This window comes from Brachybacterium sp. GPGPB12 (assembly GCF_038396325.1).
GTDB lineage: Bacteria > Actinomycetota > Actinomycetes > Actinomycetales > Dermabacteraceae > Brachybacterium > Brachybacterium conglomeratum.
In genome coordinates this window covers 1,634,669-1,655,202 of record NZ_CP149573.1, presented here as the reverse complement: position 1 = coordinate 1,655,202, position 20,534 = coordinate 1,634,669, and the positions used below count along the sequence as shown (strand labels likewise).

Here is a 20,534-nt window from a genome sequence, read left to right as displayed (position 1 = left end):
TCGCTGACCCCGGCCCGCGACTGGGGTGATGTAGTCCGTCGTCTCGTGGATCGCGTACTCGATCAGGAGCGTCTCGCGGTCGGGGAAGTGGTTGTACATCGCGGTGCGGCCCACGCCGGCCGCGGCCGCGATGCGGGAGAAGGTGATGGTCTCGAACTCCTGGGTCTCCAGCGGCTCGGCCAGGGCGGCGAAGATCTTCTCCCGCGTGCGTTCGCGGTGCTCCTCGAGCGACCCTCCGATGATCTTGGGCATGCCGCATTCTTACACTCACCGGGACGTTCGACAGAACCCGCAAGCCGCAGACCCCTGCGCGGCGGGGATCGGAACGCGTCACGCCGCGGCGGGGGGGCGAGGCGGGAGGAGGGCGCGGGCCCACTCGGACGTGATCCTGGACCTGACCCCGGACATGACGGAGCCGCGACCTCCGGGGACGGAGATCGCGGCTCTGGTCGCGAGAGCGGGTGACGGGAATCGAACCCGCGCTGTCAGCTTGGGAAGCTGAAGTTCTACCATTGAACTACACCCGCGACACGGTGCCCGGCCGGAGCAGGAGGCCTGCTGTCCGAGCGAACGGGAGACAGCATACCCCCTCTCCGGAGTGGTCCGCGAACCGGGACGATTCGGGACGAGCTCACGCACTGCGCCGGTGGGGGGCTAGTCTGGTCGCCGTGCTCGCTGAGCGATCGAGACATCCGGGCCGAGATCGAGGCCGGACGGGTGCGGCTGTCCCCCTTCGACGAGGCGATGATCCAGCCCGCCTCCGTGGACGTGCGGATCGACCGCTTCTTCCGCCTCTTCGACAACCACAAGCACGCCCTGATCGATCCCTCGATCGAGCAGGCGGACCTCACGCGCGAGGTCGCCGTCGATCCCGACGAGGCGTACATGCCGCACCCGGGGGAGTTCGTGCTCGCCTCGACCTACGAGCAGATCACTCTTCCAGGCGACGTCGCCGCCCGGCTGGAGGGCAAGAGCTCGCTGGGCCGGCTGGGGTCGCTGACCCATTCGACCGCCGGGTTCATCGACCCCGGCTTCGACGGGCACATCACCCTGGAGCTGTCGAACATGGCGACCCTCCCGGTGGCGCTGTGGCCCGGCATGAAGATCGGCCAGCTGTGCTTCTTCCGCCTCTCCAGCCCGTCGCAGAACCCCTACGGCGGCGCCGGGAACCTCAACCGCTATCTCGGCCAGCGCGGGCCCACGCCCTCCCGCTCGGCGCAGAACTTCCATCGCACCCGGATCCCCCTCCAGGAGGAGCAACGAGTGACCGAGCCGGTCCGCACCAGCCATCGTCTGCAGCCGCCGCGGGACACCGACCCCGCCGAGGTGCTCACGATGATCCTCAACGTCCGCCCCACCGCCCGGGAGGACGAGGACGGGGCGATCGCGATCGGGGACGACGTCCGTCTGGTCCCCGACCGGACGCCGCGCGGCGCGGGCCGCTGGACCCTGGAGACCCCGCGGGTGCGCGAGGACCCCGTGCCCGAGGGCATGGTCGACTCCCACGGCTACGGCCGCGCCTTCCCCGAGGGGCCGCCCTTCGGCGTGGAGCGGGAGAGCCTCGACCTGGCCTGGGCGCTCGCACGGCGTCTGTACGGCGCTGTCGTCACCGACGGCCACGTCCGCCTCGAGCCGCATCCGTACCACGTGCGGGACCTGACGGTCACGAGCCCTCACGCCCTCGCGCCGGAGTCCCTCGCCCAGGCCGCTCGCGCCGCTCGAGCCGGAGGCGGAGCTGGACCGCGCCCCTGAGGAGGCCTCCCGCACCGGCTACGGGCTCACCGCGCCGCCGCCCGGCGGCGACGTGATCGAGGTGCGGGTGGGGCGCAGTGCCCGCCCCGTCGCCCTCAGCGCCCTCGAATGGCTGGGCGATGCCGTGGACTACCAGCTGGTCCACGTCACCGCGAACCCGGAGGAGGACGCGATCGAGACGCCGGACGCCCCGACCGCGGAGCGCTGGCAGGAGGCGTACCGGCGCATCGGGGTGATCGCCGGGCTGATCGCCGAGAGCGTCGGCGGCTACGTCCTGGACCTCGACGGCCTCCTGGTGGACCCCGCCGACCTCGCCTGATCCCGCTCCGGCGGCTGAACCCGGTCGGGGGTGTGATCCAGGTCAGGCTGTCGAGGCTCCCGAGCGCGCGGCCGCGGCGGCGCGGCCCGCCGCTCCCAGCCGGATCGGCAGGAACGCCACCAGGCCCAGCGCCATCACGATCACGATCCCGAGGATGCCGGTGCGGGTCTCGCCGGAGAGCGCGACGGTCGCGGCGAAGGCCGCGGTGCCGAGGAACCCGAGCGCCCGGCCCGTCGTCGCGTAGAGGCCGAAGTTCTCCGTCTCCCGGCCCGGGAGCGACAGCCGGGTGAGCAGGTTCCGCGAGGCGGACTGCACGGGGCCGACGAACAGGCAGATCGCCAGGCCCGCGACCCAGAACACGATCGTCGGCTCGAAGGCGAGCACCACCAGGCCCAGCACGATGATGCCGGTGCGGCCGGCGATGATCACGGGGCGGGGGCCGACGCGGTCGTCGACCCTCCCGCCGAGGAACACCCCGACGCCGGCGAGGAGGTTCGCGGCGATGCCGAAGACGATGATCTCCACCGCCCCGAAGCCGTAGGCGTTCGCGGCGAGGACGCCCGCGATCGAGAACACGGCGCCGAGCCCGTCGCGGTAGATCGCGGAGGCGACCAGGTACTGGAGCATCACCGGCTCCTCCTTCACCGCCCGGAGCACGCGGCGGATGATCGAGGCGTAGCCCTGCCAGGGGTTCCAGCGCTCGCCGGGCGCGGTGGCCGCGTGGCGCGGGGCGCGCAAGATCAGCGGGAGCGTCCCGAGGAGGATCCACAGCGCCACGAACAGGGGGATCGCCCGGTAGTTCCAGCCGTCCTCGCCGGTGATGCCGAGCATCCCCGTCCCGGGCATCACGAAGAGCACCAGCACCAGGCCGAGGCACACGATCGAGCCCCAGTAGCCGACCGCCCAGGCGGTCCCCGAGACCCGTCCCCGGTTCGCGGGGGTGGAGATCTCCGGCGGCACCGAGTTCACGAACACGCCCGCGAGCTCGCTGAACACGACCGCGAGCGCGATCAGCACCGCCCCGAGGGTGAGGTAGTCGGAGTCGAGCTTCACCAGCGGCATCAGCGCGACGGTCGCCACGGTGGCGAGCGTCGTGATCCGCGCAGCAGGGCGTTGCGGGCGCCGCCGGAGTCGGCGAGGTTGCCCAGCGGCGGGGCGAGCGGCGCGACGGCGACCGCGCCGATCGACTGCCAGGTGGTCAGCACCTGGGAGCCATGGGCCTGCGCGGCGGTGATCGCCTCCTCGCCGACCGCGCCCTCGGAAGCGACGCCGCTGGCCACGTAGGTGGCGAAGACGAAGGTGAGGATGACGGAGCTGAAGGCGGACATGCCGCCGTCCCACAGTGCGAAGGGGACGACCGGGGGACGGAGCCGTCGGGGCGAGATCATGACCACACTCTACGGAGCGCCGAGCCCCGCGCCGCGGGCCCCGCCTGCTGTGAGATCAGCGGAGCCCCAGGAACGAGACGGCCCCTTCGCGTAGGATGGCACCTGGCCCTTTCCCCGCGCCGGACGGAGATTCCGTGTTCACGATGCTTGCTCGCCCACATGGTGGCGGCGCTCGTGGCTCCTCTTCTCGTCCGCTGGATCGGGCGCGGCGCGTTCTACCCCCTGGCCGTGGTGCCCGCCGCCTCCGCCGTGTGGCTGGCGACCTTCGATCCGCGCACCCTCGGGGACGCGCCGGTCGAGGTGTCCGTCCCCTGGATCCCCGCCTTCGGGATCGACCTCGCCTTCCGCCTGGACACCCTCAGCTGGGTGCTCGGCCTGATCGCCACCGGCATCGGGGCGATGGTGCTTCGCTGTACTGCGCGCGCTACTTCAAGGACTCCGAGCCTGGGCTGGGCCGCTTCGCCGGCGTGCTCACCGCCTTCGCCGGCGCGATGGTGGGTCTGGTCCTGGCCGACGACGTCATGGTGGTCTACACCTTCTGGGAGCTCACCACCGTCTTCTCCTATCTGCTGGTGGGCCACTACCAGGACAAGCAGGCCTCCCGCCGTGCGGCGCTGAACGCCCTGATCTCCACCACCGCCGGCGGCCTGGCGATGCTGGTGGGCATGCTGATGGTCGCCGCCGAGGCGGGGACCCTGCGCCTGTCCGAGATCGTCGCGGATCCGATGTGGGCCGATGCCGGCCCCTTCCTGATCACCGCCATGGTGCTCATGCTCGCGGGCGCGACCAGCAAGTCCGCGCTCGTGCCGACCCACTTCTGGCTCCCCGGCGCGATGGCCGCCCCGACCCCGGTCTCCGCCTACCTGCACGCCGCGGCGATGGTGAAGGCGGGCATCTACCTGATCCTCCGCATGGCGCCGGCGCTGACCCACCTCGAGGTGATCACGGTCGTCCTGTCGGTGCTCGGCGCGGCGACGATGCTTCGCTGGGCGGCTGGCGCGCGCGCGCGGCAGACGGACATCAAGCTCGCTGCTCGCCTACGGCACCGTCTCCCAGCTCGGCTTCCTCGCCGCGGTCTCGGGTCTGGCTACGCACGACGCGGTGCTCGCGGGGCTCGCGATGCTGATCGCCCATGCGCTGTTCAAGGCGCCGCTGTTCATGGTCGTGGGCATCATCGACAAGCGGTTCGGCACCCGCGACCTGCGCATCCTCTCCGGCGTGGGCCGGGTCGCGCCCGTCCTCGCGGTGATCGGCACGCTCTCGGCCGCCTCGATGGCCGCGGTCCCGCCGCTGTACGGCTTCGTCGCCAAGGAGTCGATCTATTCGGCGCTCTGGTACGCGGGCGGCTGGCGCGCCTGCTCCTGATCGCGCTGGTCGCCGGATCCGTCCTCACCGTCGCCTATTCCTGGCGCTTCGTGCGCGGTGCCTTCGGCCCGGCGCCCGGCGCCCCCCGCGTCGCCGCCGTGCGCATCACCCCGCTGTATTTGCTCGCGCCCGCGCTGATCACCGCGGCGTCCCTCGCCCTGATCGTGCTGACCTCGCCGCTGGAGGAGATGCTTCGCACCTACGCCTCGGTGCTCCCGGAGACGGGGGAGGGGATCCACCTCGTGGTCGTCCCGCACCTGGGAGTTCCGCTGCTCGCCTCGGTGATCACCCTCGGCCTGGGCATCGTCCTGTGCTTGATCCCGCGGCCCGTGGCGCTGCTCCAGAAGGCGGTCTCCCCGCTGGCCTGGGCACCCGAGCCGGCGCTCGACGTGCTCGACGCCGAGCGAGGCTTCCGCCGGATCCTGCGCACGGTCGACAAGCTCTCGATCATCATCACGCCCCTGTTCCAGCGGGGCTCGCTGCCCTACACCCTGGGCACGATGCTCGTGGTGCTTGCTGGCGCTGGTGGCCCCGGTCGCGCTGACCCAGTCGCCGCCGCCGGACAACCTGGTGCTCTTCCAGCACCCGGTCGAGCTGATCGTCCTGCCCGTCGCGGCGCTCGCGGCGATCGGCGCCGCGCGCTCCCGGCGCCGTCTGCGGGCGGTCTTCCTGATCACCGTCACCGGCTACAGCGTGGCCGTGCTCTTCCTGATCGCGGGCGCTCCCGACGTCGCCACCACCCAGGTGCTGGTCGAGACCGCGATGACCGTCGTGCTCGTGCTCGTCCTGCGCCGCCTGCCGCCGCACTTCTCGCGCCGGCCGCGCGCATCGGCGCCTGGGGCCGATGGGCGATCGCGATCTCGACCGCGCTCGTGCTGTGCGGCGGCGCCCTGTACGCCGCCGACGCCCGCTACCGGGAGGCCCTCGGCCCGGGCCTGATCGAGCCGGCCTACGAGATCGGCGGCGGCCACAACGTCGTCAACGTGACCCTGGTCGACGCCCGCGTGTGGGACACGATGGGCGAGATCTCCGTCTTCGCTCGTGGTCGCCACCGGCGTCGCCTCGCTGATCTTCGTGACCCGGCGCGAGCGGCCCATCGCCCGCGTGCGCGACCTCGACGCCTCGCGCACCTCGATCTGGCGCCGTCGCGCGGACCCGGCCCTGCCGCAGAACGCGCTCGACTTCGATGCGCGCCCCGATGACGTCGCGGGCGGCAACCGCTGGCGCACCTGGCTCTCGGCCGGGCTGACCCTCGCGCCCGAGCGGCGGATGGTGATCCTGGAGGTCATCACCCGCATCGCCTTCCCGATGATGATGATGTTCTCCGTGTACCTGCTGATGGCCGGGCACAACCTGCCCGGCGGCGGCTTCGCGGGCGGCCTCGTCGCGGGCCTGGCCCTCGCGGTGCGCTATCTCGCCGGGGGGCGCTACGAGCTCACCGAGGCCGCCCCGGTCCAGGCCGGCTTCGTGCTCGGCGCCGGCATGGCGCTCGCGGTGATCTCCGGGGTCGCCGCCCGTCCTCTTCGGCGCCAACGTCTTCTCCCAGGCGACGCCCGTGGTGCACGTGCCGGCTGCTGGGCGAGCTGGAATTCCCGACGGCGCCGCTGTTCGACCTCGGGGTGTACCTCGTGGTGGTCGGAGTGATGCTCGACTTCCTGCGCTCCCTCGGCGCCCAGATCGACCAGCGACGAGGAGGCCGATGCCGATGCCCGTTAGCCTCGCCCTCCTCCTGACCGCCGGGGTGCTCATCGCCTGCGGCATCTATCTCGTGCTCGAGCGCACCCTGACCCGCATCGTGCTCGGCTTCGTCCTCGCCGGGAACGGCGTGAACCTCCTGTTCATCGTCGCCGCCGGACCGATCGGGACCCCGCCCTTCGAGGGCAGCGGCGACCCCGAGCAGATGACCGACCCGCGCCCTTCGCGATGGTGCTCACCGCGATCGTGATCTCGCTGGGCATCACCGCCTTCGGCATGGCGCTCGCGTACCGGGCCTGGCGGCTGTTCGGCCACGACGAGGTCCCCGACGACGTCGAGGACCGGCGCGTCGCCGCGCCGTCGCCGGCGTCGCAGCGAGGACGCCGAGCGCCTGCCCTGGTCGCAGGCTCTCAGCGAGGAGGCGCGGCGCGGCGCGCTCGCCCAGTCCCAGGGGCTGGACGACGAGGACGACGACCCGCTGGGCTCGGACCTCACCAGCGCCGAGGACGTCCCCCAGGACGCGACGGAAGCCGACGAGGGCGACGCCGACTCGCTGCGCGAGAGCGCGCGCCGCCGCCGCGAGCTCCGCCGCGGGGAGGCCGTGGCGGCGCGCCACGAGATCCGCGACCGCACGAGCGACGAGGAGGACATCTGAGCATGGAGCCGCTCCTCGCCCTGCCCGTGATGCCGCCGCTCGTCGGCGCCGCGATCACGCTGCTCGCGCGCCACCACACCCGGCTGCAGCTCGGCCTCGCGGTGGTCACGCCGCTGGCGATCTTCGCGATCGCGCTGGTGCTGGCCTGGCACGTCACCCAGGAGGGCGTGCTGGTCCTGCAGATCGGCAACTGGACCCCGCGGCTGGGGATCGTGCTGGTCGCGGACCGCCTGACAGCGCTGATGCTGACCGTCTCGAGCTTCGTCACCCTCGCGGTGCTCGTCTACTCGAGCGCGCAGAGCGTGAGCGAGAACGTCGAGCGGACGCCGGTGGCGATCTACCACCCCACCTACCTCACCCTCGTCGCGGGCGTGTCCATGGCGTTCCTCGCCGGGGACCTGTTCAACCTCTACGTCGGCTTCGAGGTGCTTGCTGGCCTCGAGCTACGTGCTCGCTCACCCTCGGCGGCTCCGCGAGCCGCGTCCGCGCGGCGACCACCTACGTGATCGTCTCCGTGCTCAGCTCGGTGATCTTCCTGTCCGCGATCGCGGCGATCTACGCCGCCGCCGGCACCGTCAACATGGCCGAGCTCGCGGTGCGGCTGGACGGGCTCGAGCCCGGCACCCGCATGATCCTGGAGCTGATGTCGCTGGTCGCCTTCGCGATCAAGGCCGCGATATTCCCGCTGAGCGCTTGGTCGCCCGACTCGTACCCGACCGCGCCCGCACCGGTCACCGCGGTCTTCGCGGGGCTTCTCACGAAGGTCGGCATCTACGCGATCCTGCGCCTGGAGACGCCGCTGTTCCCCTTCTCGCAGATCTCGAACCTGCTGCTGGCCGCGGCCGGGCTGAGCCTGTTCATCGGGATCCTGGGCGCCGTCGCGCAGACGGACCTCAAGCGCGTGCTGTCCTTCACGCTGGTCTCCCACATGGGCTACATGCTGTTCGGCATCGGCATGGTCACCCAGCTCGGGATGGCCGCGACGATCTACTACGTCGCCCACCACATCACCGTGCAGTCCACGCTGTTCCTCGCCGCCGGGCTGATCGAGCACCGCGGAGGGACCACCAACCTCATCCGGCTCGGCGGACTCCAGAAGCTCGCCCCGCTCATCGCGGTGCTCTTCTTCATCCCCGCGATGAACCTCGCCGGCATCCCGCCGTTCTCCGGCTTCATCGGCAAGGTCGGCCTGATCGAGGCCGGCATCGCCTATGACAACACCGCCGGGTGGATCCTCATCGCCGTCAGCGTCATCACCAGCCTGCTGACCCTGTACGCGATCGCGAAGATCTGGAACCGCGCCTTCTGGCAGGAGCCGAGCGAGGAGATCATCGCCCGGGACGTGCCGATGCCGAAGGTGATGACCGGCGCGACCACCGCCATGATCGCCTTCTCCCTGGCGCTGACCGTCTTCGCTGGCCCGCTGATGAACTACGCCGACGAGGCCGCGCACTCGGTCCTGCGGCGCACCCCCTACGTGGGTGCGGTGCTCGGTGACGAGGCGGCCGGGGACCTGCGCTACCGGATCGACGACCAGGGCCACCGGATCGAGGACGGCGTGGCCGTGGAGGTGGACGGATGATCTCGCGACGGATCCGCGACCTGCGCCGCTCCTGGCTGTGGGTGCTCACGGCCGTGGCCCTGTGGTGCCTGCTGTGGGGCGGGGTCGACCTGAAGAACGTGCTCGGCGGCGCCCTGGTGGCCGTGCTCGTCTTCGTGCTCTTCCCGATGCCGCCCACCGGCCACGAGCTGACCCTGCGCCCGGTGCGCTTCACCCTCTTCGTCTTGCGCTTCGTGACCGACTGCGCGATCTCGGCGGTGCAGGTGGGCTGGTTCGCGGTGCGTCCGGGCCCGCGACCCCCGAGCTCCGTGATCGCGGTGCAGATGGCCTCCCGCTCGGACTTCTTCCTGACCTTCACGGGCGTGCTGTGCACTCTGATCCCGGGCTCGGTCGTGGTCGAGGCGCGCCGTGCCACCGGCACCCTGTTCCTGCACACCTTCAACGCGGGCACCCCGGAGGCCGTGGAGAAGGCCCGCGAGAGCGTGCGGGCGCAGGAGGAGCGCCTGCTGTGGGCCGTCGGCCGCCGCGAGATCCTCGAGGAGGCGGGTCTGCGATGAGCGCCTTCGACGTCGTCCTGGTGGTCTACGCCGTGATCCTCGCCCTCGCCGGCCTCGCGATCGTGTACCGCATGATCGTGGGCCCCACCATCCTGGACCGTGCGATCTCCAGCGACTCCCTGGTCACCCTCGTGGTGATGGGCATGGCGCTCCACGTCGCGCATTCCGGCGCGGCCTGGGCGGGGCCTGCGATGCTGAGCCTGGCCGGGCTCGCCTTCATCGGCACCGTGACCTTCGCGCGCTTCGTCGCGCGGGAGGACCCGATGCAGGGCCGGCGCCGCCCCCATCCCCAGGAGCCCGATGCGGACACCGGGCCGCACGAGGCGATCCACCTCGAGACCGACTCCGCCTCCGAGGACGGCTTCGCCACCGAGGGCGGCTTCGTCTCCGAGGACGGCTTCGTCGGCGAGGACGGGTTCGGTCAAGAGGCCGGCACCGCCTCCGAGGACGGCGCCCTCGTGCCCGAGGACGAGCACGCCCGCGTGCTCGGGGCGGCGGACCCGGCGGAGGAGGCCGACGACGGCTCCGAGGAGGGCTTCGGCCTCGACGGCACGACGGACGGCTCCGACGCGGGCGACCGGGGCTTCGAGGACGACGACCGGCTCGCGGACGGTCCGACGGGAGGTGCACGATGAGCGCGGTCGAGATCATCGCGTCGGTGCTGATCGGCGCCGGACTCCTGCTGGGCGTCCTCTCCGCGATCGGGCTGAACCGCTTCGACGGGGTGCTGATGCGCATCCACGCCGCCTCCAAGCCGCAGGTGCTCGGCCTGATCCTGGTCTTCGCCGGGGCGGCGCTGGCCGCGAGGTCGTGGAGCGTCGCGGCGTTCCTGCTGGTCGTCTTGCTCGCGCAGATGCTCACCGTCCCCGTCGCGAGCGTGATGGTGGGGCGCGCCGCCTTCCGCCGCGGCTTCGTGCGCGGCGGCGACTACGCGATCGACGAGCTCAGCGAGCGGCTCGCCACCCCGTCCGACGACGATGACGACGAGGACGGCTTCGTCGACGAGCCGGACGACGACCACGAGGACCTGCACGGAGGCGGCCATGAGCTGTTCCCCGAGAACGTCGTCACGGACACCGTCGCGCCCCTCACCGGACGGAACTGGGAGGAGCCGGAGGGCGGCGCCGCGGACGTCGAGGACGAGGACGGGCTGGACATCGACCTCGAGGACGAGACCGAGCTCGAGGCCGGGGAGGTCGCCGAGCGCGACGAGCGGCGCTGACCGGCGACGCCGACGACGACACAGACAAGCGACACCGACGACGACGCCCGTGCCCGCGATCAGCGGGCACGGGCGTCGCCGTGCCGGGGAGCGGAGGTCCGGTACGCGCAGGGCGTCCCGGACCGGCCCGGCTCAGAACAGACCGATGGGCTCCCCGGTCTCGGTCACGCCCATGCGCAGGGCGGCCGGCTCCTTGGGCAGTCCGGGCATCGTCATGATCGCCCCGGTGAGCGCGACGACGAAGCCCGCCCCGATCTTCGGCACCAGATCGCGCACGTGCGGCGACGTGCCCGGTCGGGGCGCCGAGCGCGGAGGGATCGTCGGAGAACGAGTACTGCGTCTTCGCCACGCAGACCGGCAGGGTGTCCCAGCCGTTGCGCCTCAGCATCCGCAGCTGCGCCGGCGCACGGTCCTCGAAGACCACGTCCTTCGCGCCGTAGACCTCGCGGGCGAGGGTGCGCAGGGAGTCCTCGATCCCGTCGGCGGGATCGTAGAGGTGGTGGAAGTCGGGCTCGTCCTGCTCGATCGCGGCGAGGACCTGCTCGGCGACGGCGCGGCCGCCCTCGCCGCCCTTCGCCCACACCTCGGACAGCGCGGCGCGGAAGCCCTGTCTGCTTCGCCCAGTCGAGCACCGCCTCGAGCTCGGCCTCGGTGTCGGTGGGGAAGCGGTTCAGCGCGATCACCGGCTCGAGGCCGAACTTGCGCAGGTTCTCGACGTGGCGGGCGAGGTTCTCGGTGCCGCGCGCCGCGGCCTCGATGTCCTCGATCGCGAGGTCGGTCCTGGCGAGGCCGCCGTGCATCTTCAGCGCGCGCACCGTGCCGACCACGACCGCGGCGTCGGGGGCGAGGTCGCCCACCCGCGCCTTGATGTCCAGGAACTTCTCCGCCCCGAGGTCGGAGCCGAAGCCCGCCTCGGTGACGGTGATGTCCGCGAGCGAGAGCGCGAGCCGGGTCGCGGCCAGCGAGTTGCAGCCGTGGGCGATGTTCGCGAAGGGGCCGCCGTGCACGAGCGCGGGGGTGCCGCCGAGGGTCTGGACCAGGTTCGGCGACAGCGCGTCCTTCAGCGACATCGTGATCGCGCCGCCCACCTCGAGGTCCTCGACGGTGACGGGCCTGCGGTCGTAGGTGAAGCCCACGACGATCCGGTCGATCCGCTCCTGCAGGTCCTTCAGGTCCGTGGCCAGGCACAGCACGGCCATGATCTCGGAGGCGACGACGATGTCGAAGCCGTCCTCGCGCGGGACGCCCTGGGTGGCGCCACCCAGGCCGATCACGGTCCTGCGCAGGGCGCGGTCGTTGACATCGACCACGCGCTTCCACTGGACGCGGCGCGGGTCGATGCCCAGAGCGTTGCCCTGGTGGATGTGGTTGTCCACGAGGGCGGCGAGGGTGTTGTTCGCGATCTGGATCGCGTGGAAGTCGCCGGTGAAGTGGAGGTTGATGTCCTCCATGGGCACCACCTGGGCGTGGCCGCCGCCGGTCGCGCCGCCCTTGATGCCCATGATCGGGCCGAGCGCGGGCTCGCGCGGCCGCGACCATGGTGCGGTGGCCCATGAGCGAGAACGCGTCGGCCAGGCCCACGGTCGTGGTGGACTTGCCCTCGCCGGCCGGGGTCGGGGACATCGCCGAGACCAGCACCAGGCGCCCCTGCTTCCCGCTCGGGGTCATCTGGCGCACATCCACCTTGGCCTTGTAGGAGCCGTAGGGCACGAGCGCCTCCGTGGGCACGCCCGCGCGCTCGGCGATCTCCGTGATCGGCTCCAGGGTCGCCGCCTGGGCGATGGCGAGATCAGGGTTGTCGGCTGACATCATCGTCCTCCACTTCGTGGTCTCTCACCCGGGCATCGGCGTCCGGGCAGGGTCGTGGCCCACCTTACGGGGCAGATTCTGGGCATATGCCGCGCCTCGTCGGAGGGGCGGCGCCCGGTCATCGGGCCGCGACGCGGAGTCCCGACCGCCCTGTCGGCCCGTTCGTCGCGCGTCGTCCCCGAGCGGTGTGACCGCCCAGCCGTCCGGCGGCCGGGGACACGGGCGCGCGATGGATCGCGGGACCGGCGCAGGCCGACAGCATCGTGGTCGGTCACCGGCGCCACAGCGACCTCTATGCCTATATAGGCATAGAGGTACGCCATACGCCATCACATGACCAATCGCACCGTGCTCGGGAACGACGAAGCCCCCTGGCGGACCAGGGGGCTTCGTGGTGGTGGCTCCGACCGGCGTCGATCCGGTGACCTTTCGATTTTCAGTCGAACGCTCTACCAACTGAGCTACAGAGCCGTGGTCGTCGTGACGACCGAGGACAAGCGTAACAGCCCCTGCGCGGTGGTGCGCACCGGATCCGCCCCGGTGAGAGGCAGACCACGGCGATCGGCCCGGGGCTCGGGGTGCACAGGCCCGAGCCACCCCGCGCCCGAAGCCGCTCCGCGGCCCAAGCCGCTCCGCCTCCGCGGCCTGCCCGGCACCCCGGGGCGGGTCGGGCGCGAGTCAGGACAGCGTGATCAGCGCCTTGCCGAGGTTGTCGCCGCGCGGCATCCCGACGAAGGCCTCCGGTGCCCTGTCCAGCCCGACGGTGACGTCCTCGTGATAGCGCACGTCGCCGGCGGTGACCCAGGCGCTCATCTCGCGCTGGAAGTCCTCGAACATCGTCGGCGCGAACTCGCGCTGGATGAAGCCGCGCAGGGTCAGGCTCTTGGCGAGAACCTGGCCCATCAGGGCGCCGCTGCGGTCGGGGCCCTCGGGCAGGGAGGTGGCGTTGTAGTTCGCGGCGAGCCCGCACACGGGCACGCGCGCGAACTCGTTCAGCGACAGCGACACTGCGTCCCATACCGCGCCGCCCACGTTCTCGAAGTACACGTCGATGCCGTCCGGTGCCGCCGCGGCGAGCCGGCCCGGCAGGTCCGGGGCGCGGTGGTCGAGCGCCACGTCGACGCCGAGCTCCTCGAGCGGCCGCGACCTTCCGCTCGCCGCCGGCGATCGCGATCGTGCGGGCACCGCGCAGGCGGGCGATCTGCGCGACCGCGGAGCCGACGGGACCCGCCGCCGCGGCGACGGCGAGGGTCTCCCGGGCCGCACCTTCCCGATCGCGGTGAGTCCCGCATAGGCGGTGAAGCCGGGCATGCCGAGCACGCCGAGGGCGGTGGTGACCGGCGCGGCCGCGGGATCGAGGCGGCGCGGCCCAGCGACCTCCTCGACGCTGTACTCCTGCCAGCCGCCGTAGCCGAGGACCACGTCGCCCGGGGCGAGGGAGTCGTCGGCGGACTCGACGACCTCCGAGACGGTGCCGCCGACGATCACGTCGCCGACCTCCATCGGAGCGGCGTAGGACTTCGCATCGTTCATCCGGCCGCGCACGTACGGGTCCAGGGAGATGTGCAGGGTGCGCAGCGACGCCTCGCCCGGGCCGGGGGAGGGGACGGGGGCGTTGTCGTGGAGGAAGTCGGAGGGGACCGGCTCGCCGTGCGGGCGGGAGGCGAGGCGGATCCGGCGGTTCTGCAGGTCGGTGCTCATGCCTCGAGCGTACGCAGATCCGCAAGGGCACGAAGAAGGCCCCGGAGCGATGCTCCGGGGCCTTCTCGAGGGGCGACCCTGACCGGGCTTGAACCGGCGACCTCCGCCGTGACAGGGCGGCACTCTAACCAACTGAGCTACAGGGCCTCTCGTGTCTTCCGGCTTCTCGCCTTCCGACTCGGATAACTCTACCGGAGGTTTCCGGGGCTCACGACCACTTTCGCTGTGAGCCGCCTCGCACCTCGGCGGAGCAGTACCCCCAACGGGATTCGAACCCGTGTCGCCGGCGTGAAAGGCCGGTGTCCTGGGCCTCTAGACGATGGGGGCCCTGGGCGGTCGGAACCGCCCGTGCCAGAGCATACCCGCGGGCCGGGCACCGACGCTCGCGGGTTCGGGCGAGGTGCGTCCTATCCGACACGGATCCGCTCGGCGCGGAGACCGACGGCCCCATGGCGCGGGCGGGCGTGGTTCGATGACCGCATGATCCACATCAGCCGCGAGGAGTTCGAGGAGGCGGTCGACGACGCCCTGGACTCGCTGCCGGACGAGATCGCCCGCGCGATCGGGGAGGCGAACGTCGCGATCCTCATCGAGGAGGAGCCGACGCCCGAGCAGTCCCGCGGCGCCGAGCCGCTGGGCCTGTACGAGGGGGTGCCGCTGGATCGGCGCTCCGTGTTCGATGGCTTCCGCCAGCCGGACCGGATCTTCGTCTTCCGCGGACCGCTGCGGCGCCACGCCCGCTCCCGCGAGCACCTGGTCCGCGAGATCGCGGTGACCGTCTTGCACGAGCTCGGCCACCTCTTCGGCATCAGCGACGAGCGCCTCCACGAGCTGGGCTGGGGCTGATCGACGTACTGGCGAGGGACGAGCCGGTAGGAGATCAGCGGGATGGGAGCAGGCTGATCGACGTACTGGCGAGGGACGAGCCGGTAGGAGATTAGCGGGATGCGAGCAGGCTGATCGACGTACTGGCGAGGGACGAGCCGGTAGGAGATCAGCCGATCGAGCTGGGGGTAGGAGCCCCTCAGAGCTGATCGGTGTCGAGGTCCGTCAGCCCTGCCTCGTGGGCGATGATCGCGATCTGCACGCGGTTGGTGCAGTCGAGCTTCGCGAAGATCTTCGAGACGTGCGCCTTCACGGTCGCCTCGCTCATGAACAGCCGCATCCCGATCTGGGCGTTGGACAGCCCCGCCCCGACGGCGCCGAGCACCTCGGTCTCGCGCTCGGTGAGCTGGTCGAGGCCCGGGTGGCGCTCCTGCCGGGAGCCCGGGTTCGCGTCGGAGAAGTGGGAGAGCATCCGGCGGGTCACGGTGGGGGAGAGCATCGCCTCGCCGCCGGCGACCACGTGCACGGCCCGGGCGAGGTCCTGCGGCGGGGTGTCCTTGAGCAGGAACCCGCTGGCGCCGGCCTCGAGCGCCTGGAAGACGTACTCGTCCATGTCGAAGGTGGTCAGCATGATGATCTTCGGTGCGCCGGTCAGCGCGGTGACCGCCTTCGTCGCCGCGATCCCGTCCAGGGTGGGCATGCGCACGTCCATCAGCGAAGACGTCGGGCCGGTGCTTCTGCACCAGCGGCACCGCCTCGGAGCCGTCGGCCCCCTGACCCACCACCTCGATCCCCGGATCGGCACCGAGGATCATCGCCAGCCCGGCCCGGACCAGGGAGTCGTCGTCGATCAGTCCCACGCGCGTCACGTCGCCGTCGGCCACGGGATCACCGCCCTCACTTCGAATCGTCCGTCGTCGGTCGGGCCCGAGGTGATGGACCCGCCCGCATGGGTCACCCGCGTCTCGATGCCGGACAGGCCCATCCTGGCCCCCGGCAGATCCGTCGTGAACCCCTTGGGGAGCACATTACTGACCTCGATCACGAGGTCGGTGCCGGGCTCGCCGATCAGCGCCACCCGTGCCCGGGTGTGCATCGCGTGCTTGTGGATGTTGGTCAGGCCCTCCTGGACCACGCGGAAGGCGGTGCGCGCCAGGGGATCGGGGACCGGGTCGTCGATGAAGTCGAACAGGTCCACCGACACCCCCGCCTCCTGCGAGGTGGTCACCAGGCGCCGCACGTCCTCCCAGGTGGGCTGCGGGGCCAGCGGCGCCTGCTCCTCGTCCCCGCGCGGCACCCCCAGCACCTCCCGCGGCTCGGACAGCGCCGTGGTCGCGGTGCCGCGGATCAGGGAGGCGGACTGCTGGACCTGCTCGCGGCCCATGTCGGGGTTCACCTCGAGCGCCCCGGCCTGCAGGGCGACCAGCGAGATCTTGTGCGCGACGATGTCGTGCATCTCGCGGGCGATGCGGGTGCGCTCGGCACGTCGGGCCTGCTCCTCGGCCACGGCCCGTCCGGACTCCGCCTGCTCGGCCCGCTCCCGCGGCTCCGCCAGCGCCGCGCGCGCCGCACCGCCGTGTAGAGGCCGATCGAGGTCGACGCCGCCACGACCAGCGTGGTCAGCACGATCGTCATCAGCGCCGCCTCGGGCTGGTCGCCCATCAGCAGCAGCGGGGTGAGCGTGGCGGTGCCCGCTGCGGCGGCGCGAACAGCGACGTCAGCATGCGGTTCGGGCAGCGGGTGGAGAAGGTGTACGTGGCGATGATCAGCACGGTGATCGAGCCCGAGAAGGCATTGGCGATCTGCACCAGCGGCGGCAGCCACGGCCAGTGCCGGTGCCGGGCGAGCGACGCGACGCCCAGCAGCGGCGCGACGACGCCCTGCCAGCGGCCGATCGCGGAGGTGGCGAGCGGCGTCGTCGCCGCCGCCTCCGCGGCGACGGCGACGACGATCAGCCCTTCCTGCCAGCGACGACGGGCGGGCGCTCCTGGGTGGTCCACCCGGTCACTGTAGCGGCGCATTCGGGCCGCGCCGCCGCATGGGATGGGGCCGGCGACCATCGTCGGACGGGGACCGTCAAGGAGCCGACGTTCGTCGCCCGCGCACGGACCCGTGGTCGCTGTCGCCGCGCCGCGGCGGGGGAGGAGCGTGAGGCCATGACCTCCACCACCGCCACCGCCCCGACCCTCGAGGTGCGTGCGCTGAGCAAGCGCTACGGCGCCCGCGCCGCCGTCGACGCCCTCTCCTTCTCCTGCGGCCCCGGCACGGTCACCGGCTTCCTCGGCCCCAACGGGGCGGGGAAGTCCACGACCCTGCGGATCCTCACCGGTCTCGCGGAGGCCGACGACGGCATGGCCCTGATCGGAGGCCGCCGCTACCGTGCGCTGGAGTCTCCGGCCCGCACCGTCGGCGTGATGCTCGACGCGCGCGCTCTCCACGGCGGCCGCACCGGGATCGAGACCCTGCGCCTGACCGCCCGCACCCTCGGGATGCCGCGCGACCGCGCCGAGGAGGTGCTCGAGACCGTCGGTCTCGAGCAGGCCGCGACCAAGCGCGTGGGCGGCTACTCCTACGGCATGCGTCAGCGGCTCGGGATCGGCGTCGCGCTCATGGGCGATCCCTCGGTGCTCGTGCTCGACGAGCCCGCCAACGGGCTGGATCCCGAGGGGATCCGCTGGATGCGCCGCCTGCTGCGCTCCTTCGCCGACGCCGGCGGCACCGTGCTCCTCTCCAGCCACCAGCGCGCGAGGTCGAGGCGACCGTGGACCGGCTGGTGGTGATCTCCGAGGGGCGCCTGGTGCGCGAGGGTCCGCTCGAGGAGCTCACCGCCGTGACCGGCACCCGCGTCGCCGCGCTGGACCAGGCGGCGCGCGCCGCGCCCTGGACGCTCACGGCATCGCCTTCGAGCCGCGCGCCGGCGGCGAGCTCGCCGTCAGCCTCGCCCCCGAGGACATGGGCCGTCTCGCCCTGCGCGAGCGCTCGTGCTCACCTCTCTCGGTGCGGGCGCCGGCACCGGCCTGGAGGAGGTGTTCTTCGCGCTGACCGGGCACGAGGAGCCCTCCGCCGACGAACCCGCCCCCGCCCTCTGACCTCCGCCCTCCGACCGCCAGGAGACTCCCGTGCGACCTGACATCGACCTGCGCGCCTTCCTCGACACCCGAGGCGCGAAGATCCTGCTGACCCTGTCCCTGCTCGCCGTGGCCGGCTTCGCCGCGCTCGGCGGCCTGATCCAGCCCGCGCTCGTCCCCGACGGCTCCGCCGATCTCGAGATGACCTTCTTCGTGATCTCGCCGCCGCTGACCCTGATCATCCCTGCGCTGACCGTGTGGATCACGGCGGGGGAGTGGTCCGACGGCTCGATCCAGATCACCCTCCTGCGCGCCCGGGGCGGCTCGCCGTCCTGGCCTCCAAGGCGATCGCGGCGCTGGTGGTGTTCGTCGCACTGGGGGCGGTGAGCATCTGTCTGGCCGCCGCGAGCACCTGGATCGGCGGGGAGCTGATCGGCGAGGGGGCGGTGCTCTCGAGCATCGAGGGGGTGCTGACCACGCGACTCGCGAACCTCGGTGCGACCTTCCTGTTCTCCCTCGCGATGGGCATGCTGATGCAGTCCACCGTGCTGGGGCTGGTCGCTGCGATCGGCATCCCCTTCGTCATCGGGACCGCCTCGAACCTGGCCATGGCCTTCGGCTCGCAGACTCTGGCCGACGTCATCGCCGCGGTGGACCTCTCCGGTGCCTCGCTCGCCCTGGCGGACGGGGAGGCCGGCGCGTTCGAGCTGCTGCCGCTGGTCCTGCTCGTCCTGCTCCCCGCCGCGCTCGGGACGCAGAGGTGGCGCCACCGCGAGATCGGCTGAGGGAGGACGCTCCGCCGGGGCCGGACGCCCTGCGGACGATGACGGGGCCCTGACGTCGGGAGATCGGCGGGGAAGCGTCCTAGGATGGCCGGGCCCCACGGATGCTTCCCCCATGGACAAGGACCCCGCATGATGCCCCTCCCCGGCACTCGACGCCCCCTCGCCCGTCTCGCCGCCGCGGCGGCCGTCGCGACGATGCTCCTGGCGGGGTGCACGGAGGGAGCGGCTCCGGAGGAGGACGCCCCGGCCGGCGGCGAGGCGAGCGACTCCGGCGGCTCGGGCGAGGCCGGCGGCGCGGGGGAGGACTCCGCCGACGAGGGCCCGGCGCTCGAGGAGACCGGGACCTCCGCGGCGGTCGACCTGCCGACGGACCCGGCCGAGGACCCCGCCTACGAGGCCTACTACTCGCAGCGGATCGAGTGGGGCCCCTGCGAGGACGTGGACGCCGAGGGCGCCGAGTGCGGGACGATCACGGTGCCGCTGGTCTGGAACGACCCCGAGGCCGGGGACATCGAGATCGCCGTCGGCCGCCTCGCCGCCGACGGCGAGTCGAAGGGCTCGCTGGTGACCAACCCGGGCGGCCCCGGCGGCTCGGGCGTGAACTTCCTGCCGTCGGCGGAGATCCTGATCTCCCCCGAGGTGCGTGCGAGCTACGACGTCATCGGCTTCGACCCCCGCGGCGTGAACCGCTCGGAGGGGATCGAGTGCCTCGACGACGCGGAGACCGACGAGTACCTCGCCGCGACCGGGGACCCCGCCGCGGAGGATGCGAGCGCGCTCGCCGAGGAGTGGGGTGCGCGCGTCGCCGAGGCCTGCGAGGCGAACTCGGGCGACGTCCTGCCCTATCTCGACAGCTACTCCGCGGCCCGAGACATGGACGTCTTGCGCGCGGCGCTCGGCGACGAGGAGCTCGACTATCTCGGCTACTCCTACGGCACCTATCTCGGCGCGAGCTACGCCGAGCCGCACCCCGAGCGGGTGGGTCGCTTCGTCCTGGACGGTGCGATCGACCCCGACATGTCCATGGACGAGTTCTCCGCCGGCCAGGCCGAGGGCTTCGAGCACGCGACCGAGGCGTTCCTGGCCCGCCGCCTCGAGGCCGGCGACTCCTGCCCCTTCCGCGGCGACGAGGCCGAGGCGAAGGAGCGACTGCTGAGCTTCTTCGAGAGCGTGGACGAGACCCCGCTGGACACCGGCGACCCCGAGCGGCCGCTGACCGGGGCCCTCGCCCGCTCCGCGGTGCTGACGCCGCTGTACGACGACGCGCAGTGGGAGTACGGGCGCGAGGCGCTCGCCGCCGCGATGAACGGCGACGGCTCCCAGCTGCTGTACATCGCGGACCTCTCCTCCGAGCGCCGCTACGACGGGACCTACCGCACCAACGCCGCCTTCGCGATCACGGCCGTGAACTGCCTGGACCACCCCGGGGTCGCCGACGAGCAGTGGGTCGAGCAGGAGGCCGAGCGCCTCGCCGAGGAGTTCCCGACCTTCGGCCCGATGCTCGGCGGGGACGGCCGCGCCCACTGGCCCGAGGAACCCGTGCGCGAGCCCGCACCGATCACCGCCGAGGGCGCCGGCCCGATCCTGGTCGTCGGCACCACCGGCGATCCCGCCACCCCCTACGCCTGGTCGGAGGAGCTCGCCTCCCGGCTCGACGACGCGACGCCGCTGACCTACGAGGGGGAGGGTCACACCGCCTACGGCCGCTCGGGCGGGTGCATCGAGGAGCAGGTCGACGCCTATCTCCTCGAGGGCACCGTGCCCGAGGACGGGCTGCGCCGCTGAAGCGCGCGCGGCGGTCGACGGCTCGGCGCTCCGCCGCGGACCGGCCG

21 protein-coding genes, 4 tRNA genes and 6 pseudogenes are annotated in these 20,534 nt (G+C 72.3%); 18 read left to right on the top strand and 13 right to left on the bottom strand.

The window, feature by feature from the left end; translation table 11 throughout:
- Positions 1 to 117: 117 nt before the first annotated feature.
- Together WKH84_RS09620 and WKH84_RS09615 are read right to left on the bottom strand one after the other, a co-directional pair.
- Positions 118 to 252, bottom strand: a pseudogene (locus tag WKH84_RS09620) (TetR/AcrR family transcriptional regulator); the annotation flags it as partial.
- A gap of 204 nt (positions 253 to 456) precedes the next feature.
- Positions 457 to 527: transfer RNA gene (locus WKH84_RS09615), tRNA-Gly, on the bottom strand.
- 148 nt (positions 528 to 675) lie between these two features.
- Between WKH84_RS09615 and dcd the strand changes: the two are divergent.
- Positions 676 to 1,251, top strand: a pseudogene (dcd, locus tag WKH84_RS09610) (dCTP deaminase); the annotation flags it as partial.
- A gap of 568 nt (positions 1,252 to 1,819) precedes the next feature.
- Positions 1,820 to 2,071: a hypothetical protein gene (locus tag WKH84_RS09605; RefSeq protein WP_341856470.1), complete on the top strand. Its 252-nt coding sequence runs from the start codon at positions 1,820 to 1,822 to the stop codon at positions 2,069 to 2,071.
- A gap of 42 nt (positions 2,072 to 2,113) precedes the next feature.
- On the opposite strand, the gene WKH84_RS09600 is transcribed toward WKH84_RS09605, so the two are convergent.
- Together WKH84_RS09600 and WKH84_RS09595 are read right to left on the bottom strand one after the other, a co-directional pair.
- Positions 2,114 to 3,151, bottom strand: a complete 1,038-nt coding sequence (locus tag WKH84_RS09600) for an MFS transporter (protein WP_341856469.1) — start codon at positions 3,149 to 3,151, stop codon at positions 2,114 to 2,116.
- Positions 3,133 to 3,459 carry a hypothetical protein gene (locus WKH84_RS09595; protein WP_341856468.1) on the bottom strand — a complete coding sequence of 109 codons (327 nt, stop codon included), beginning with the start codon at positions 3,457 to 3,459 and terminating at the stop codon, positions 3,133 to 3,135. The genes WKH84_RS09600 and WKH84_RS09595 overlap by 19 nt, the downstream gene beginning before the upstream one ends.
- Before the next feature lie 147 nt (positions 3,460 to 3,606).
- Here WKH84_RS09595 and WKH84_RS09590 point away from each other — a divergent pair, with 147 nt between their 5' ends.
- The 11 genes and pseudogenes from WKH84_RS09590 (at position 3,607) to WKH84_RS09540 (ending at position 10,514) form a co-directional block, all read left to right on the top strand.
- Entirely contained in the window at positions 3,607 to 4,077 is a 471-nt protein-coding gene (locus WKH84_RS09590; protein WP_341856467.1) for a hypothetical protein, read from the top strand.
- Positions 3,981 to 4,424, top strand: a pseudogene (locus WKH84_RS09585) (proton-conducting transporter membrane subunit); the annotation flags it as partial. The gene WKH84_RS09590 and the pseudogene WKH84_RS09585, both read left to right, overlap by 97 nt.
- Before the next feature lie 28 nt (positions 4,425 to 4,452).
- Entirely contained in the window at positions 4,453 to 4,824 is a 372-nt protein-coding gene (locus WKH84_RS09580; RefSeq protein WP_341856831.1) for a proton-conducting transporter membrane subunit, read from the top strand.
- A 525-nt stretch (positions 4,825 to 5,349) separates the two neighbouring features.
- Positions 5,350 to 5,763, top strand: a complete 414-nt coding sequence (locus WKH84_RS09575; RefSeq protein WP_341856830.1) for a hydrogenase subunit MbhD domain-containing protein — start codon at positions 5,350 to 5,352, stop codon at positions 5,761 to 5,763.
- Positions 5,697 to 6,026, top strand: a complete 330-nt coding sequence (gene mbhE / locus WKH84_RS09570; RefSeq protein WP_341856829.1) for a hydrogen gas-evolving membrane-bound hydrogenase subunit E — start codon at positions 5,697 to 5,699, stop codon at positions 6,024 to 6,026. Before WKH84_RS09575 ends, mbhE begins: the two co-directional genes overlap by 67 nt.
- Entirely contained in the window at positions 5,929 to 6,468 is a 540-nt protein-coding gene (locus WKH84_RS09565) for an MnhB domain-containing protein (RefSeq protein WP_341856466.1), read from the top strand. Before mbhE ends, WKH84_RS09565 begins: the two co-directional genes overlap by 98 nt.
- A 55-nt stretch (positions 6,469 to 6,523) precedes the next feature.
- Positions 6,524 to 6,769, top strand: a complete 246-nt coding sequence (locus tag WKH84_RS09560; protein WP_341856465.1) for an NADH-quinone oxidoreductase subunit K — start codon at positions 6,524 to 6,526, stop codon at positions 6,767 to 6,769.
- 407 nt (positions 6,770 to 7,176) lie between these two features.
- Positions 7,177 to 8,756 (top strand): annotated as a pseudogene (locus tag WKH84_RS09555) (Na+/H+ antiporter subunit D).
- A complete protein-coding gene (locus tag WKH84_RS09550; protein WP_341856464.1) occupies positions 8,753 to 9,292 on the top strand; it encodes a Na+/H+ antiporter subunit E in 540 nt (179 codons plus the stop codon). Before WKH84_RS09555 ends, WKH84_RS09550 begins: the two are co-directional and overlap by 4 nt.
- Positions 9,289 to 9,927, top strand: a complete 639-nt coding sequence (locus WKH84_RS09545; RefSeq protein WP_341856463.1) for a monovalent cation/H+ antiporter complex subunit F — start codon at positions 9,289 to 9,291, stop codon at positions 9,925 to 9,927. Before WKH84_RS09550 ends, WKH84_RS09545 begins: the two co-directional genes overlap by 4 nt.
- The gene (locus WKH84_RS09540) at positions 9,924 to 10,514 is read left to right on the top strand and encodes a monovalent cation/H(+) antiporter subunit G (RefSeq protein ID WP_341856462.1); all 591 of its coding nucleotides are present in this window, start codon (positions 9,924 to 9,926) and stop codon (positions 10,512 to 10,514) included. Before WKH84_RS09545 ends, WKH84_RS09540 begins: the two co-directional genes overlap by 4 nt.
- Before the next feature lie 132 nt (positions 10,515 to 10,646).
- Here WKH84_RS09540 and WKH84_RS09535 read toward each other — a convergent pair.
- The 5 genes and pseudogenes from WKH84_RS09535 to WKH84_RS09515 all read right to left on the bottom strand — a co-directional run bounded on the left by WKH84_RS09535 (position 10,647) and on the right by WKH84_RS09515 (position 14,351).
- Positions 10,647 to 12,323 (bottom strand): annotated as a pseudogene (locus tag WKH84_RS09535) (formate--tetrahydrofolate ligase).
- 395 nt (positions 12,324 to 12,718) lie between these two features.
- Positions 12,719 to 12,794: transfer RNA gene (locus WKH84_RS09530), tRNA-Phe, on the bottom strand.
- A 207-nt stretch (positions 12,795 to 13,001) separates the two neighbouring features.
- Entirely contained in the window at positions 13,002 to 14,024 is a 1,023-nt protein-coding gene (locus WKH84_RS09525) for a zinc-binding dehydrogenase (protein ID WP_341856461.1), read from the bottom strand.
- 73 nt (positions 14,025 to 14,097) lie between these two features.
- Positions 14,098 to 14,171: transfer RNA gene (locus tag WKH84_RS09520), tRNA-Asp, on the bottom strand.
- A 107-nt stretch (positions 14,172 to 14,278) separates the two neighbouring features.
- Positions 14,279 to 14,351: transfer RNA gene (locus WKH84_RS09515), tRNA-Glu, on the bottom strand.
- A gap of 153 nt (positions 14,352 to 14,504) precedes the next feature.
- Here WKH84_RS09515 and WKH84_RS09510 point away from each other — a divergent pair.
- On the top strand, positions 14,505 to 14,870 hold the full coding sequence (locus WKH84_RS09510; RefSeq protein ID WP_341856460.1) for a metallopeptidase family protein: 366 nt from the start codon (positions 14,505 to 14,507) through the stop codon (positions 14,868 to 14,870).
- A gap of 178 nt (positions 14,871 to 15,048) precedes the next feature.
- Here WKH84_RS09510 and WKH84_RS09505 read toward each other — a convergent pair.
- From WKH84_RS09505 to WKH84_RS09490, 4 genes and pseudogenes are all read right to left on the bottom strand, one after another.
- Positions 15,049 to 15,733: pseudogene (locus WKH84_RS09505) on the bottom strand (response regulator transcription factor).
- On the bottom strand, positions 15,715 to 16,305 hold the full coding sequence (locus tag WKH84_RS09500) for a histidine kinase (protein ID WP_341856459.1): 591 nt from the start codon (positions 16,303 to 16,305) through the stop codon (positions 15,715 to 15,717). The pseudogene WKH84_RS09505 and the gene WKH84_RS09500 overlap by 19 nt, the downstream one beginning before the upstream one ends.
- A complete protein-coding gene (locus tag WKH84_RS09495; protein ID WP_341856458.1) occupies positions 16,242 to 16,511 on the bottom strand; it encodes a hypothetical protein in 270 nt (89 codons plus the stop codon). The genes WKH84_RS09500 and WKH84_RS09495 overlap by 64 nt, the downstream gene beginning before the upstream one ends.
- Positions 16,511 to 16,870: a hypothetical protein gene (locus WKH84_RS09490; RefSeq protein WP_341856457.1), complete on the bottom strand. Its 360-nt coding sequence runs from the start codon at positions 16,868 to 16,870 to the stop codon at positions 16,511 to 16,513. The genes WKH84_RS09495 and WKH84_RS09490 overlap by 1 nt, the downstream gene beginning before the upstream one ends.
- Positions 16,871 to 17,005: 135 nt before the next feature.
- Here WKH84_RS09490 and WKH84_RS09485 point away from each other — a divergent pair, with 135 nt between their 5' ends.
- The 4 genes from WKH84_RS09485 to WKH84_RS09470 all read left to right on the top strand — a co-directional run bounded on the left by WKH84_RS09485 (position 17,006) and on the right by WKH84_RS09470 (position 20,487).
- On the top strand, positions 17,006 to 17,629 hold the full coding sequence (locus WKH84_RS09485) for an ATP-binding cassette domain-containing protein (protein WP_341856456.1): 624 nt from the start codon (positions 17,006 to 17,008) through the stop codon (positions 17,627 to 17,629).
- 339 nt (positions 17,630 to 17,968) lie between these two features.
- Positions 17,969 to 18,304, top strand: coding sequence for a hypothetical protein (locus WKH84_RS09480; RefSeq protein ID WP_341856455.1), 336 nt, complete (start codon positions 17,969 to 17,971; stop codon positions 18,302 to 18,304).
- Positions 18,277 to 18,702, top strand: a complete 426-nt coding sequence (locus tag WKH84_RS09475) for a hypothetical protein (RefSeq protein ID WP_341856454.1) — start codon at positions 18,277 to 18,279, stop codon at positions 18,700 to 18,702. Before WKH84_RS09480 ends, WKH84_RS09475 begins: the two co-directional genes overlap by 28 nt.
- A gap of 129 nt (positions 18,703 to 18,831) precedes the next feature.
- Complete coding sequence (locus WKH84_RS09470; protein WP_341856453.1) at positions 18,832 to 20,487, top strand: alpha/beta hydrolase; 1,656 nt, start codon at positions 18,832 to 18,834, stop codon at positions 20,485 to 20,487.
- Positions 20,488 to 20,534: the final 47 nt, after the last annotated feature.